Annotated in this window: 12 protein-coding genes; 5 read left to right on the top strand and 7 right to left on the bottom strand. The window is 45.8% G+C overall.

What is annotated here, in order from left to right:
* Positions 1–29: 29 nt before the first annotated feature.
* Positions 30–620: an acetate uptake transporter gene (locus tag CAG69_RS06195; protein ID WP_005391518.1), complete on the top strand. Its 591-nt coding sequence runs from the start codon at positions 30–32 to the stop codon at positions 618–620.
* A 99-nt stretch (positions 621–719) separates the two neighbouring features.
* On the opposite strand, the gene CAG69_RS06190 is transcribed toward CAG69_RS06195, so the two are convergent.
* Together CAG69_RS06190 and CAG69_RS06185 are read right to left on the bottom strand one after the other, a co-directional pair.
* Positions 720–2267, bottom strand: coding sequence for an alanine/glycine:cation symporter family protein (locus tag CAG69_RS06190; protein WP_161443213.1), 1548 nt, complete (start codon positions 2265–2267; stop codon positions 720–722).
* A 307-nt stretch (positions 2268–2574) separates the two neighbouring features.
* Positions 2575–3831, bottom strand: coding sequence for a D-amino acid dehydrogenase (locus tag CAG69_RS06185; RefSeq protein ID WP_161443211.1), 1257 nt, complete (start codon positions 3829–3831; stop codon positions 2575–2577).
* Between the two features lie 106 nt (positions 3832–3937).
* Between CAG69_RS06185 and CAG69_RS06180 the strand changes: the two genes are divergently transcribed.
* On the top strand, positions 3938–4855 hold the full coding sequence (locus tag CAG69_RS06180) for a LysR substrate-binding domain-containing protein (RefSeq protein ID WP_161443209.1): 918 nt from the start codon (positions 3938–3940) through the stop codon (positions 4853–4855).
* A gap of 63 nt (positions 4856–4918) precedes the next feature.
* Here the strand turns inward: CAG69_RS06180 and CAG69_RS06175 are convergent, their stop codons facing one another.
* On the bottom strand, positions 4919–6664 hold the full coding sequence (locus CAG69_RS06175; RefSeq protein WP_161443207.1) for an amidohydrolase: 1746 nt from the start codon (positions 6662–6664) through the stop codon (positions 4919–4921).
* Between the two features lie 291 nt (positions 6665–6955).
* Between CAG69_RS06175 and CAG69_RS06170 the strand changes: the two genes are divergently transcribed.
* The 3 genes from CAG69_RS06170 to CAG69_RS06160 all read left to right on the top strand — a co-directional run bounded on the left by CAG69_RS06170 (position 6956) and on the right by CAG69_RS06160 (position 10594).
* Complete coding sequence (locus tag CAG69_RS06170; protein WP_161443205.1) at positions 6956–8224, top strand: O-acetylhomoserine aminocarboxypropyltransferase/cysteine synthase family protein; 1269 nt, start codon at positions 6956–6958, stop codon at positions 8222–8224.
* Positions 8225–8432: 208 nt separating this feature from the next.
* Entirely contained in the window at positions 8433–9764 is a 1332-nt protein-coding gene (locus tag CAG69_RS06165) for an aspartate aminotransferase family protein (protein ID WP_161443203.1), read from the top strand.
* Positions 9755–10594, top strand: a complete 840-nt coding sequence (locus tag CAG69_RS06160) for a 3-keto-5-aminohexanoate cleavage protein (RefSeq protein WP_161443201.1) — start codon at positions 9755–9757, stop codon at positions 10592–10594. The genes CAG69_RS06165 and CAG69_RS06160 overlap by 10 nt, the downstream gene beginning before the upstream one ends.
* A gap of 70 nt (positions 10595–10664) precedes the next feature.
* On the opposite strand, the gene CAG69_RS06155 is transcribed toward CAG69_RS06160, so the two are convergent.
* The 4 genes from CAG69_RS06155 to CAG69_RS06140 all read right to left on the bottom strand — a co-directional run bounded on the left by CAG69_RS06155 (position 10665) and on the right by CAG69_RS06140 (position 15542).
* Positions 10665–12032: a Na+/H+ antiporter NhaC family protein gene (locus CAG69_RS06155; RefSeq protein WP_161443215.1), complete on the bottom strand. Its 1368-nt coding sequence runs from the start codon at positions 12030–12032 to the stop codon at positions 10665–10667.
* A 180-nt stretch (positions 12033–12212) separates the two neighbouring features.
* The gene (locus tag CAG69_RS06150) at positions 12213–12800 is read right to left on the bottom strand and encodes a DedA family protein (protein WP_074190960.1); all 588 of its coding nucleotides are present in this window, start codon (positions 12798–12800) and stop codon (positions 12213–12215) included.
* 204 nt (positions 12801–13004) lie between these two features.
* Positions 13005–14540: a bifunctional GNAT family N-acetyltransferase/carbon-nitrogen hydrolase family protein gene (locus tag CAG69_RS06145; RefSeq protein WP_161443199.1), complete on the bottom strand. Its 1536-nt coding sequence runs from the start codon at positions 14538–14540 to the stop codon at positions 13005–13007.
* Between the two features lie 120 nt (positions 14541–14660).
* The gene (locus CAG69_RS06140) at positions 14661–15542 is read right to left on the bottom strand and encodes a LysR family transcriptional regulator (RefSeq protein WP_161443196.1); all 882 of its coding nucleotides are present in this window, start codon (positions 15540–15542) and stop codon (positions 14661–14663) included.
* Between the last annotated feature and the right edge of the window lie 90 nt (positions 15543–15632).

The following is a 15632-nucleotide window of genomic DNA, read 5'->3' as shown; positions in this document are numbered from 1 at the left end:
TCAACATTTTTGAAAAAAGGTATTTGTACATGTCGACAAAACTGGCTAACCCAGCACCGCTAGGTCTAATGGGTTTCGGTATGACCACTATTCTGCTCAATATTCATAACGCAGGATTTTTCCCAATTGACTCTATGATTCTAGCGATGGGCATCTTTTACGGTGGCCTTAGCCAAGTAATCGTTGGCATCATGTGCTTTAAACGCGGCGACACGTTCGGCACAACTGCGTTTACTTCTTACGGTCTATTTTGGCTAACACTAGTAGGCTTGATCGTAATGCCTCATATGGGTCTTCCTGCAAGCCCAGCAAGCTTTATGGGTTGGTACCTAGCGCTTTGGGGCATCTTCACTGGTTTCATGTTCATTGGTTCTCTATGCTACCCAACAGCGAAGCAAGTGGTATTTGGTTCTCTAACTATCTTGTTCTTCCTACTCGCAGCTCGTGACTTTACTGGTAGTGAAGTGATCGGTGCTATCGCTGGTTTCGAAGGTATCTTCTGTGGTGCAAGCGCGATTTACTTCGCAATGGCACAAGTACTAAACAACGAATTTGGTCGTGAAGTTCTACCTGTAGGTAAAGCAAAAATCGCTCGTAAAGTTGAAGCTGTCGCTGCTTAATCCTTTACACATAATGCAGAAAAGGGGATTAACCAATGGTTAATCCCCTTTTTTATGCCCTTAAACGGACCACTGCTTTTTCTTGTTTATGCGTTAAGGCTATGTTGATGGTTGTTCAACAGTTTCTGTAGTACTGTTGTCTGCCGTTGGTGCCTTACCCGTTTTACGCTTGTACTTATCTTCCCAGTAATCTGCACCTTTAATGCCTAGCGCTACAGGGTTGAATGTAAAGTCGGTCACACCATGTTTTTGTTGTTCTTCGTAATCGTTCAATGCTTTGAGAGCTGGTTTCGACATAAAGAAGATGATCAAAATACCGACGATGTTAAGCCATGCCATTAGACCTACACCTACATCACCCATCGCCCAGGCTAAGTTGGCGGTTTTCACGGTTCCGTAGAACACGGATGAAATAATGATGACTTTCAGAATAAACATCAACCCATTTACTTTGAATGTACGACGAATGTAAGCAATGTTCGTTTCTGCAATGTAGTAGTAAGCCAGAATGGTCGTAAACGCAAAGAAGAAAAGTGCGATTGCGATGAATGGTTTACCCACGCCAGGTAGTGCACTTTCGATCGCCATTTGCGTAAATACAGGACCATTCGCACCAATATCAGCCGGTAGGTTTTGAATTAGGAACGTACCTTCAACTGCACCATTTACGTTGTACGCGCCAGTGATAAGAATCATAAACGCGGTTGCTGAACACACAAGTAGTGTATCGATGTAAATAGAGAAAGATTGAACAAGACCTTGCTGAGCTGGGTGATCAACACTCGCTGCAGCTGCTGCGTGAGGACCAGTACCTTGACCTGCTTCGTTGGAGTAAACGCCACGTTTTACACCCCAACCGATTGCCGCACCAACACCTGCCATTGGTGTAAACGCGTCACCAATGATCATGCCGAAAATGCGTGGAACCTCACCAATGTTTAGAAGGATGATGACAAATGCAGTGATGATGTAAGCTAGCGCCATAAATGGCACAACGATTTGGGTAAAGTTTGCAATACGTTTTACGCCACCGAAGATGATGAAGGCCAGAATGACACAGACAACCGTACCAGTGAAAATTTTAGCAAAACTGAAGGTACCAATAGCGGTTTCAATCATGTCACCTGAGCCAAATGCTGCTTCTACTGCGTTACCGATGCTGTTCGATTGAACGCCAGGAAGTAGAACACCACATGCAAAGATGGTCGCGATAGCGAAGATCCAAGCGTACCATTTTTGTCCCATTGCTTTTTCAATGTAGTAAGCAGGACCACCACGGAATTCACCTTCGTCTTCTTCTTTATAGATTTGCGCAAGTGTCGACTCTGCGTATGCGGTTGCAGCGCCAAAGAAGGCAACGACCCACATCCAGAATACGGCGCCTGGGCCACCGAAACCGATAGCGGCAGCAACACCAGCAATGTTACCTGTACCTACACGGCCAGATAGTGAAACGGCAAGTGCCTGAAATGACGATATCCCTTTTGTTGAACTCTTCCCTGAAAGTAATAAGCGCCACATCTCAAAGAAGTGACGAATTTGTACAAAACGCGTCATGATTGAATAGAACAAACCTGCACCAAGGCACAAATAGATCAGTACCGGGCTCCAAATAATTCCATTCAGAAAATCAACTAATGACTGCATGAGTATTTTCCCTGTTAGTTGTGTTTGTGGTTGTTTTTCACACAATACATTACCCTTTATGTAATGCAATTGTTAACTTTTTTGGCTATAAATCCTTTATAGCGTGATGGTGAACACAGAATAGAGAGTGATTGTTAAAATTTAGTTCTTGTTGCTTATTTGCTCCTTTGGGGTAGAAGATTTGTCTGGTGATTAAATATGCAGCATATTGTCATTAAAATGTGCTGCATATTTGATGAGTTGAAAATGCCAAATATTATGCATTTTGTGGAGTAAAGGCCTGTTTGTTTTTTATGCAGATATGCCCTTATGCATAACGGCAAAGGTTAAGCTCTGTGTCATCCATCACTTTCGCTTTTTCACCAACCATAATGCTCGCTAGCAAGTGGCCAGAACCACAAGCCATAGTCCAACCCAGAGTGCCGTGTCCGGTGTTAGTAAAAAGGTTATCGTATTTAGTTGCGCCGATAATCGGTGTGCCATCAGGCGTCATTGGTCTAAAGCCACTCCAAAACTCGGCTTGGCTAAAGTTGCCGCAGCGAGGGAAAAGATCACGGATGACCATTTCGATGGTATTTTTTCTTTTTTGCGGAAGGGAGGCATCAAACCCTGCTAATTCTGCGGTGCCCGCTACGCGAATTCTGTCATCAAACCGAGTCATGGCGACTTTATAGGTTTCATCCATCACAGTAGAGCGAGGAGAGAAGTGCTCATCTTCCATTGGGATGGTGAGCGAATAGCCTTTTACTGGATAGACAGGAATCTCAATGTCGAGTTGCTTGAGTAGCGCTGTAGAATAGCTGCCAGAGGCAACCACATATTGGTCCGCTTTAAACTGTCCTCGATTCGTTTGGACACCTATGATCTTTTTGCCTACTGTAACCCAATTGCTTACTTCGGTGTCGAACTCGAACCTCACCCCATGGGCCTTAGCGAGCTCTGTTAGTTGTTGGCAAAACTGATAGCAATCGCCTGTTTCGTCATCTGGCAGATGCAAGCCACCAACCAGTTTATCTTTCACAAGATCCAGTCCAGGTTCTTGTTCAATGCAGCGTTCTACGTCCATCAACTCAAACCGAGTCCCGCTTTGCTCTAGAAGCTGCATATCCTTTTCAATGGCTTGCAGCTGTTGAGGCGTTCGAAATACTTGCAAGGTGCCGAACTGGCGACCTTGATATTCAATGGCATGTTCTTGACGTAATTGTTCCAGACACATGCGGCTGTGGTTAGCTATCGAAAGCATGCGAGCTTTGTTGACTTGGTAGCGAGACAGGGTGCAGTTGGCCACCATCTTACTTGCCCAACTGATCATATCGGCATTGAGGGTTGGTTTGATTTTGAGTGGAGCATGCTCTTCCATTAACCACTTTATGGCTTTAACAGGAACACCAGGCGCAGCCCAAGGCGAAGAATAGCCATACGAGATCTGCCCAGCATTGGCGAAACTTGTTTCCATTGCACTGCTTGGTTGACGGTCAATAACGGTAACTTGATAGCCTGCTTGAGATAAATACCAAGCAGAGGTTAAGCCGATGACGCCGCTGCCTAATACGATGACTTCCATTGATGTACTCCACACATTTATCTGAGTGGTTAGTTTCTTTTCTTTACCTTTTGTTAACAATCGATATAAATTACATACAGCGTTTAGAAAAACTATAGGCTCAAGGATGAGAAGTAATTTAATAAGTGGCTTGTGTCTGTTTAGCCAAGTCGCAGAACACAGCAGCTTTACTGGCGCGGCTAAGTTTTTGCACCTCACTACGGGAGCCGTGAGCCAACAAATTATTCACTTGGAAGCGTTATTAGGTTTTACTTTATTTGAACGCCATTCCCGCGGTATTCGTTTAACCGCTAAAGGCACTCAGTTACACCAAGCGACGCAGTTTCACTTTTCCGAGCTGAGCAAACTGCTTGATGAGCTCAAAGTAGAAAAGCACACCAATGAGATTCGCTTAAAATTAACGCCTTCTTTTGCTTTTAAATGGTTAGTCCCAAAGCTGGAAAGTTTTCATCACGCGAACCCGGATATCCAAGTGCAAATCTTTGCGGAAGGGGCGTTAGTGAATAGTGAGATAAAAGATTATGACGTCGCGATAGACTATGGTCTTCATCCTTACCGAAATGCTAACGCGGAGTTGATTTTGGATGAGCAACTGCTGCCCGTAATGAGTCCGAAGTACCTTGAGGATCATGGTTGGCTAAAAGTGCCTTTTGATGAACAAGAATCCTTAATGTCAGTGAAGCAATGGCAGGAGGCGACGCTACTACACGATGCGATGCCATGGGAAAAAGCGACGCGTGACTATGAGTGGCTATATTGGGCGTCAGCAATGGGATTGGATTTTAAAACCGATGTTGGACACTTTTTCAATCGAACGGATATGGCGATGTCTGCGGCGGAAGCAGGAGTTGGGATTGCGATGGCACGAATGGCACTGATTGAGGATGAATTGACGACAGAGCGTTTAGTTTCTCCCTTTCAGCCGGTTCCAGCCAATGCAGGGTACTACTTGATCATGAACACACGAAGCCAGTCCACAAACAAGTTTCGTACTTGGTTATTACAGCAAGTGGCGAACAAATAGATATAGTACTTGGTGAGTCAGATAGAAAACACCGCCTCGATGACGGCGGTGTTTTATTTTGGATTACTGTCGTTGATAAACCGACTCGCCTCGGCTGATGGTTTCTTCCACGTTTAGGTCTTTTAGCGCCTTAGGTTCAATCTTTATCGGGTTGTTATCGAGGATGATTAAATCCGCATTCTTACCCACCTCGATAGAACCTTTATACGACTCCTCAAAGTGTTGGTAAGCCGGCCAAATGGTCATGGCTTGCAGCGCGGTGTATGTGTCAACGCGCTGATCTGGCCCCAGTACTTTATCGGTTCTGGTGGTGCGATTGACGGTCGCATCCAATACTCGGAATGAACTTGGCAGCGCCACAGGTGCGTCATGGTGTGTACTGAATTTTAACCCCGCCTTTCTCACCGCTTGGGTTGGTGAAATGAAATCGGCACGAGGATGGCCGAGTACCGAGTCCACATGCCAGTCACCCCAATAGAAAGTATGCATTGGGAATAGAGAAGGGAAGATGCCTTGCGCAGCTAAGCGATCCACTTGGTCTTGGCGCATGGTTTGGCCGTGAATGAGTACAGGTCGGCGGTCTTGCTTTCCTAGCTTTTCATTTGCTTTGGTTACCGCATTGATAAATTGCTCGATCGCAGCGTCACCATTGGCATGCGTCAGCACTTGCCATTCATTTTTAAAGGCCGTTTCTACGTAATCGTAAGCTTGTTGATCTTCAAAGGTTGGGTAGCCAGCGTAGTCTTTATCTTGTCCATGTGGCGGGTGGAAGTAAGGCTGACTTAGCCATGCCGTTTTACCTTGTGGAGAGCCATCAAAGTTCAGCTTTACGCCACCGATGCGGAAATGGTTTGTGTACTCTGGCGTGTTGTATTCCGAGTCCATAAAATCACTGCTCGATACCATATCGGCGTAAGCAACCAAGTCGATCATCAGCTTGTCGTTTTTCGACGCGCGTTTCATCGCTTCATAACCTTCTGATGTCGCTCGTCCTTCTTGAGCTGTGGTATAGCCATATTTCGCGTACATACCTTGTGAGGCTTCTAACATGCGATCTTGAAGCTCTGAATCAATCAACTTATTGAGGTTGAACAGCATTGCAAAGTGCGCGTTTTCTTCTAGGACACCATTTGGCTCTTGGCTGTTTTCCATTCGGCGGATAATGCCACCTTTTGGATCTTCCGATTCTGATGTGATGCCTGCTAGCTCTAAGGCTTTACTGTTTGCGACACTCAAATGCCCCGAAGTGTGAATGATCAATACAGGCTTATCTGTGCTGACTTTATCGAGATCCGCTTTGGTAGGGTAGTAATCCAGTTGGGCGTCGTCGTAACCAAAACCTAAAATCCACCCCGTTTTCTCAATGAATAGGCGTTGCGTATTATTGTTCTCGGCATTTTTCAGAGTTTCTATGATTTTCGCAACGGTATCGGCTTCGCCATCAGGAGATGGCAGCACGTTTGCGACCATGGCTTGCAGACCAACACCATACACATGACTGTGCGGATCAACAAAGCCAGGCAACATGGTTTTGCCTTTTAAGTCGACCAACTGTGTTTTCCCGAACTTGTGTTCCATCGCTCCATCTTTGCTGCCGACATAAATGATTTTCTCGCCTAATGTCGCGACGGCTTCGGCGTACTCTGGCTTATCGCTAGCCATGGTTAGGATATCGCCACCATAATAAATTTTGTCTGCGGCGGTTACTTTTAGCGGCTCGGCGACGGCTTCTGCTTCTTTCGCTTCTTCAGAAAAACACCCCGTTAAAGCAAGCCCAGAGAGGGCAATAGGGATCCAGTTTTTGTTCATCGGTCATCTCCATACAGAGTAAGGTTTTTGCCTATTGAGCCCCAGTCTTAATGAGTTTGAGAACGCAATAGGTTAAATTCACTTTAGTTCATATTGAAGGAGGATTATCAACTAGATTAAAGCCTTTCAATCAAGCGCACGTTATAACCGTCGATGAATATCAAAAATGTTACATTTTTCCATTTCATAAACGATTCTGGACTTAGGCAATGTGACCCATAACGAGGTTCTGTGGTTAAAAAGTCGGCATGATAAGTCCACGATTTATCTCGATGACGCTCAAGGAAGAACATGAAAGACGAAACGCTATCCATCCATTTTGGTTACGAAACTGACCCTACTACTAAATCTGTCGCGACACCGATTTATCAAACGGTTGCGTACGAGTTTGATAACGCGCAGCACGGCGCTGATCTGTTTAACTTGGAAGTGCCGGGGAATATCTACACTCGCATCATGAATCCGACTAACGACGTTCTGGAAAAGCGCATGGCGGCGTTAGAAGGCGGCATTGCCGGGTTGGTCGTGAGTGCGGGGAGTGCAGCGATTAACTATGCAATTCTGACCTTAGCGCAAGCGGGCGATAACATCGTTTCTACGCCGCAACTTTATGGCGGTACTTATACCTTGTTTGCGCACATGCTGCCAAATCAGGGTATTCAGGTGAAGTTTGCTAAAGATGACAAGCCAGAAAGTTTGGCCGAATTAATTGATGAAAATACCAAAGCGGTATACTGCGAGAGCATTGGTAACCCTGCGGGTAATATCATCGATTTAGAACGTGTGGCGGAGCTTGCTCATACACAAGGCGTACCTGTGATTGTGGATAACACCGTCGCGACGCCAGTGCTGTGCAAACCCATCGAATTTGGTGCGGATATCGTCGTTCACTCCCTCACTAAGTACGTTGGTGGGCATGGCACCACATTAGGTGGCGTGATTGTGGATTCCGGTAAATTCCCTTGGGCGCAGCACAAAGACCGCTTTCCTGTTTTCAACCAACCAGAACCTTCTTACCACGGCGTGGTGTATACCGAAGCGTTTGGTGAGGCGGCATTTATCGGGCGTGCGCGTACCGTACCACTGCGTAATACCGGAGCCGCATTATCACCGATGAATGCATTTATGCTTATGCAAGGGCTAGAAACGTTACCGCTGCGTATGGAGCGTCATACCGATAACACACTCAAAGTGGCTGAATTCTTGGAACAGAATGACAAAGTCAGTTGGGTAAGTTATGCCGGATTACCAAGTTCTGAACACTTCCATCTCGCCGAAAAATACATGAAAGGTAAGCCTTCTGCGATTTTGTCGTTTGGTTTAAAAGACGGTTATGACGCTGGTGTGCGTTTTTATGATGCTTTGAAAATCTTTAAGCGTTTGGTGAACATTGGCGATGCAAAATCATTGGCTTGCCATCCTGCATCGACGACTCATCGTCAATTGAGCGAAGCAGAACAAAAACAAGCTGGTGTGTCTCCAGAGATGATTCGTTTATCGGTGGGTATTGAACATATTGACGATATTCTAGCCGATTTAGAACAGGCACTAAACGCGTAAAACGATTCTGTTTTTAGCTTTTGGTTACCCATAGGCCAGCCTTTAAAAAAGCTGGCCTATTTTTATTCTATTGTTTAAATATCAAAGAGTTTGGTGTTTTTGGTTTGTGGTATTCCAAAAGCTCATAGAGGGTGAGATTTATTCCCTTGTCACGTTTGGGTTTGTTCCTGATGATGTGTACAAGTATTACACATTGGAAGGGACTCAAATGTCTTACGTATTTCACCGTCACTGCCATGCCACGCTGCCAATCATCGATAGAGGTGAAGGTGTTTATCTATTCGATAAGCATGGAAAGCAATATCTCGATGCTTGCGGTGGTGCTGCGGTATCAAACCTTGGCCACAGTCATCAAGCCGTTAAAAAAGCCATGTTGGAGCAGATCGAGCGAGTGCCATTTGCTCATACTGGATTTTTTACTAGTGACAGCAGTGAGCGCCTAGCAGAATTGATTTGTCAGCACATGCCTGAACAGTTCAACCATGTGTACTTAGTCAGTGGAGGATCAGAAGCGGTGGAGTCGGCACTAAAAATGGCGCGGCAGCATTTCGTGGAATCAGGTAAGCCAGAGAAAAAGCAATTCATCGCGCGTCAGCAAAGTTATCACGGTAATACCTTGGGGGCTCTGGCTGTCGGAGGTAATGAATGGCGACGTGAACCGTTCAAACCCATCTTACACCCGAGCCATCATATCGCCCCTTGCTATGCTTATCGTTATCAGCAGAGTCATGAGGCGGAATTGGATTACTCATTGCGAGCGGCGAATGAGCTAGAGGCAAAAATTCTTGAGTTGGGGGCTGAGAATGTAATGGCTTTTGTCGCCGAGCCTATTGTGGGAGCCACAGCTGGAGCTGTGCCAGCGACTCAAGGTTACTTCAAACGTATTCGCGAAATATGCGACCAATACGATGTGTTATTGATCTTGGATGAAGTCATGTGTGGCGTTGGGCGAAGTGGCAGTTTTTTTGCGTTTGAGCAAGAAGAGGCAGAGCCCGATCTGGTTTGTATGGCTAAAGGGCTTGGTGCGGGTTATCAACCTATTGGCGCGGTGGTTGCGAATGATCGAGTCTATCAAGCTATTGCTGATGGAAGAGGTTTTTTCCAACACGGTCATACTTTTATGGCGCACCCTGTGGCGTGCGCTGCCGCCGTGGCAACCATTGAAACCATCTTCCAAGATGATTTATTAACAGCGGTGAATCAGCAAAGTGTTTTGCTGCGTAAAGAGCTTACTTCTGCATTGGCCCATTTACCATACATTGGCGACATTCGTGGTAAAGGCTTGTTTTTGGGCATTGAGCTGGTGGCGGATAAAGAAAGCAAGGCGCCTCTGAGTAAAGCCACATTGGCAGACAAACGCATCAAACAGCGAGCAATGGAAAATGGCTTAATGTGCTACCCAATGGGCGGAACGATTGATGGCGTTAATGGGTACCATATTTTGCTCGCACCGCCATTCATTATTCAGTCTCATCATATTGATGAACTAGTCGGCAAACTCTCACTGACGTTAAAAGAGGTGGCGGAGACATGGAAGTAGCAAACCAATATTTGCGAGAACCTATCGCCATTATCGTGGCTCCAAACGGCGCAAGAAAAACCAAGCATGATCACGCCAACTTACCCATGACAACGGACGAACTGGTTGCAGAGGCTATCGCTTGTCAAACAGCAGGGGCTGCCATGATCCATTTGCATGCTAGAGACGCCAAGGGACGTCATTCATTAGACATCGACGACAACATGGCAATTTACCATGCCGTGAAAGAATCGGTGGGAGAAACCATGGTGGTTCAGCTCACCACAGAAGCGGTGGGTTTATATTCTCCGCCACAACAGCGGGCGTTAGTCAAAGCTGTGAAACCAGAAGCGGCTTCTTTCGCATTGAGGGAGTTAATCCCCGATCGCGCAAGTGAGAAAGAAGGGCATGCCTTTTTCCATTGGTTGGCAGAGAACAGCATCGTGAGCCAAATTATTCTCTACGATACAACCGACATTGAACGTTATTTCCAACTACGCGATGCGGGCGTGTTACCTAAAACGCATCAGCATGCATTGGTGGTGTTAGGGCGTTATCACCAAGCTCAACAGTCTTCGCCATGGGATTTACCAGGTTTGAATTTGGCGCGTTTTGACGAGGAAGAAATTCGATGTGCCATTTGTGCTTTTGGCGCGCGAGAGCAAGACTGTTTAGCGAGTGCGATGTTACTTGGATTCGATGTGAGAGTGGGGTTTGAGAATAACCACTTCGATGTGGCAGGCGAATTAGCAATCAGTAACGCGGCTCAGGTGGAAGCTCTACGCGATGTGGCTAGACACTTTGCGATTCCTTTACACAGTGCGCAAAGTTTGCGTTCAGTTTTGAAGTAAATCTGTTCGCGGCAAGGAAAATAAAGAAGAAAGTAAAAAGGCTCCTTCGGAGCCTTTTCGGTATTTGTCGCTAGTTCTCAGTTTGCACTTCAGGTTGACGTGCGGGGTGTTTGATAAACACCGCAACAACAGCAGCTATCGCTAATGCAAAGCAGTAGTAAGAATTAGCAACCACTTCAATTGGCGATAGGTTGAATACGGAACCTAGCAGCAACACTTGAGCGCCGTAAGGCAACACGCCTTGCACCACGCATGAGAAAATGTCTAACAAGCTTGCTGAGCGGCGAGGAGAGACATTATTCTCTTCCGCCAGTTGGCGAGCAACGCTGCCCGAGACAATGATGGCTACGGTGTTGTTTGCCGTACAGCCATTGACCATCGACACCAAGCCTGCGATACCTAGCTCGCTCGCGCGGCTGTTGGCATGCTTAGAGTGGTTAGAGCCAAACGCGTGGATAAGGCTGCTAACGAAATTGGTTAGAAAAGCAAGGCCGCCTTGACGACGCATCAGTTCACTCAAACCACCAATTAGCATGGACAACAAGAAGATCTCTTGCATGTTGCCAAAGCCTTTGTATACGTCTTGGGCTAGATTAGTCAGTCCGTAATTGTCAATCGATGCCAAGCTCACGCCACCAGCCAAAAGGATACCAATCGACAGAACCACAAACACATTCACACCAGATACCGCTAGGATCAAAATAGTGATGTACGGCAAGACCTTTAGCCACTCAATATCGCCAGTTGCAGGCACTTGAGTCGCTGTACTGTTGAAAGCGAACACTGCAATCGCGATCAACGCCGCAGGTAAAGCAATACGAATATTCTCTTTAAACTTGTCTTTCATCTCACAACCTTGAGAGCGTGTCGCCGCGATGGTGGTGTCAGAGATGATAGAAAGGTTATCACCAAACATAGCGCCGCTCAGCACAACGCCTGCGGTTAACGGTAAGCTCATTCCTGCTGATTCAGCAATCCCCAACGCTACGGGGGCAACGGCTGCGATGGTACCCATCGAAGTGCCCATCGCTGTGGCGATAAAAGCAGAAATCAGAAAAATGCCCGGCAAAATCATGCTGGTTGGAATTGCGGATAAACCAAGGTTCACCGTTGCATCAACACCGCCAGAGGCTTTTGCTACCGCAGCAAAGGCACCTGCAAGCAGATAGATCATACACATTGCGATGATGTCTGGGTGGCCAACACCACGCATGAAGTGTTCGATTGAGCGGTTAAGTTTCTCTTTACTTAAAAGAAACGCAATGATGATGGCTGGTAATACCGCGATGGGTGCAGGCAGTTGGTAGAAGGCAAATTCAACGCCTTGCAAAGATAAGTAAGTGCCTACGCCAATAAACAGCGCAAGGAATACAATCAATGGGATCAGTGCGACCGCAGAAGGTGCAACTGTTTTAGTTGTTTGTTGGGAACCGGACATGTAAACGACAATGTTAATAATAAGAGAGAAGAGCAGACTAATATCACATTTACGCATTGTCAACGTCTAGACGTCTAAATGGCTGTTTAAGTTTTGCACGTAAAGAAAAAGATAAAAGCTCGTATTACGTATCTCACTGATACCACGAGCTTTAGTTATGCGCTAATGAAGAGGCTGTCGTTATTGCATTGATTTGGCTTTTTTGCGTTTAATAATACCTAAAACCATCCACGTAAATAAGACAGCAGCAAATGCCCATACCAGATATTTGTATTCGGTGTACAGGTTGCTCAACACGCTTAAATGTTCAAATGCAAAGTGAGTTAACAAGCTGAATACCAATACCCAAACCGTCGCCGCGAGGGCGTTACCGAGCAAAAACTCTCTACGTGGCATTTTCGCGATACCGCATGCAAGAGGCATAAATTGCTTCATTCCTTCAATAAAGCGACTGACGACCAAGCACGTAGGGCCGTATTTCTGGATAGTCAGTTGAAGTGTTTGCATCTTCGGGCCAGAGATATAGCCTTTTTTATCCAACCAGCCTTCAAAGTAATAACCGATTAGGTAACCACAGGTATTCCCAAAAAAGCAGCTTAGCCACGATACCATCATAACCATACTTAGGTTCATGACTTGTTCTGAAGAGAGCAAAGATGCCGCGATCATCAGCGATTGACCAGGCATCGGTACACCTATCCCTTCTAGAAATATACTGACAATCAGCGCCAAGTAGCCGTATTGCTCGAGCAAAGGCTTCATTGACATGAGAAGTTCGTTAATGTGTTCCAAAAGCTTTCCCCTAATAAAAGCGGAACGAAGTTGGAGTGATACTCCGAATGTCCTACTGGGTCAATTCTTGTTTCTTACCGCTGAGAAAAACTGACATGCCTCTGATTATTGTGCGGAATCAATCTGCTGCTTGTTTTATTCGCCGCCACGCTCCCGTGTGGCGGCGAATAAGGCACACCATTATGACTCTTTAGCTTTAGTAAATGCGCCATACAAATCAAGGCGTCGGTGACGTAAGTTGGTTACTGAACCCTCGGTATTAAGTTGCTTCAACTTAGTCAAATCAACATCGGCGAAGATCATCATTTCGGTGTTGGCGCTTGCTTCTGTCAAGGTCGCATCGTGCGGGAAGTAGATATCCGACGGTGAGAATACGGCAGATTGTGCGTACTGGATGTCCACGTTATCAACACGAGGTAAGTTACCAACACTACCACCAATTGCAACATAGCATTCGTTTTCAATGGCACGCGATTGGGAACAAATTCGTACTCGTTGATAGCCATTTTTTGTGTCCGTCCAGAAAGGAACGAATACAATTTGTGCGCCTTGTTCTGCTAACATTCTTCCCAATTCAGGGAATTCGCTGTCATAACAAATCAGTATGCCGACTTTGCCCGCATCGGTTTCGAACACTTGAACATTGTCACCACCGTCAATCACCCAGTCTCTTTGTTCATGAGGCGTGATGTGGATTTTATATTGAGCGTTAATTTCACCATCTCGTTGCAGCAAGTAGGCCACATTATACAGTTTGCCATCTTCGATAACGGGCATACTGCCTGCAATAATGTTGATGTTGTAGGTGACCGCCATCTGCGAGAAACGGTTTTTGATCTCTTCTGTAAAGCTAGCCAAAAAGCGGATTGCTTCAACGGAATTTTTGTCGTTTTGCAAGCCCATCAGCGGTGCGTTAAAGAACTCAGGGAATAGGGCGAAATCGGCTTTATAGTTCGCAAGAGAAGAGATGAAGAACTCAGCCTGATCGAGCAAATCCTCCAGGTCATTCATCGCGCGCATTTGCCACTGTACGACACCAATCCGAATCAGTGTCTTTTCTACATCGTGTACGGATTGAATATCCTCTTCGTAGAAAAAGTTATCCCACTCCAGCAGTGTCGCGTAACCTTTAGAAGCACTGTCCTCTGGCAAGTAGCCGCGCATGATACGTTTTACATCGAAGTCGTTAGCAAGCTGAAAAGACAAAATAGGGTCATGAAGCTCTCGGCGTTTTACTTTGTCGATGTACTCTGCAACGCTCAGTTCATCTGCGTATTGGTGGTAATTAGGAATGCGACCACCGGCTAAAATGGCTTTGAAGTTCTTACTACGGCAAAGCTCTTTACGCGCATCATATAAACGGCGACCTAAACGTAGCCCTCGATAGTCTGGGTGGACAAATACATCGAGACCATACATTGCATCACCGGTTACTTGATTCTGTATGACGTTGTTTTCGGTAATGATGTCGGTATACAGGTGAGGAAGAGAAAAGCGGTTGTAGTCCACTTTAATGGTTAATGCTGCACCGACTATTTTGCCGTTATCCTCAATACAGATTTGGCCATCAGGAAACTGATGAATGAGATCCATGATGGTCAGGCGTGGCCATGAGCCACCAACATCAGGAAAAACAAGGTCCATTAATTCCGCGAGCTCTGGGTAATCGGTCGGCTCAATGGTGCGTAAAGAGAGTTTGGGCGTGTTGCTGTCCATATCTTTCAATCCATTTATCCTTTTGAAACAGTGTTAATGAGAATGCCACAATTTGGAGCAGACAGATACTGAAGTCTTTGAGTTGTTTTGGGTTACCAAAAGCATTTCAAGAAAACAATATTAGCTTAGTTTGCTCTTCAACCATTCGTAAAACGCCGCCACTTTCTTAGCCGATAGGCGATAATTTGGGATCATCACGTAATAACCATAACCACTCTGTAAAGATAGGTTGAGAATACGTTGGATATCCCCTCTTAAAATAGAATTCTGCGCCATAAAATCAGGAAGTAAGGCGAGTCCTTTTCCCATTTTGACGGCTTCGTAAGCTAAGTAAAAATGTTCAAAGCCTACAGAGTGATAGGTAACGGTTGATTCTACTGCATGTGCAGCCTTAAATTGCTCCCACAACTGAGGGCGAGTGATTTGAGGTATCAACGGATAGTCGCTAACAGCGTGCACACTCTTGAGTGCAGGAGTATTAGTGCAACCGACCAATAGTAGTATTTCTTCGCATAGCAAGTGGCTGTATTCATAATGCGTGGACAATGGAAGACAACGAATATGTAAGTCACTTTCGTTGCTCGAATCTTTGACGTTCCCATCCCCGGTACAGACTCTTACTCGGATGTTAGGATGTTGCTGGTGGAAGTCATCAATATTAGGTATCAACCAAAGACTGGCAAAAGAAGGGGTTACGTCCACGGTGAGTAATTCTTGCTTTGAATCTGACTGGATTAAGTTGGCAGTTGCATGCTGAATAAGCTCCAAAGCTTCTGTGACTTGCGGCAGATAACGCTTGCCTTCTTCGGTTAACTCAATACCACTCGCCCCTCTTTGTATTAAAGGTAAACCCACCAATTGCTCCAGCGATGCGATTTGTTTGCTTACTGCGCTTTGCGTAATACATAGGGCATCCGCCGCTTTAGAGAAGCTGAGGTAATTTGCAACCGCGACAAACGTCCTTAATGCTCGGATAGAAGGGTACTCACTGCCTTTTAACATACTTCAGTCCCATGGAGATAGCCTCTTCACAGAGTAGGAGATTTACCTATTGAAGCAAAGAGAGAAAAAGCCGATGTGTGATTACCTTCC

The sequence above is a fragment of the Vibrio sp. V43_P6S15P86 genome, from assembly GCF_009904725.1.
Classification (GTDB): Bacteria; Pseudomonadota; Gammaproteobacteria; order Enterobacterales; family Vibrionaceae; genus Vibrio; species Vibrio diabolicus.
Note: the sequence above shows the minus strand (reverse complement) of the source record. Positions and strands in the feature narration are given on the sequence as shown.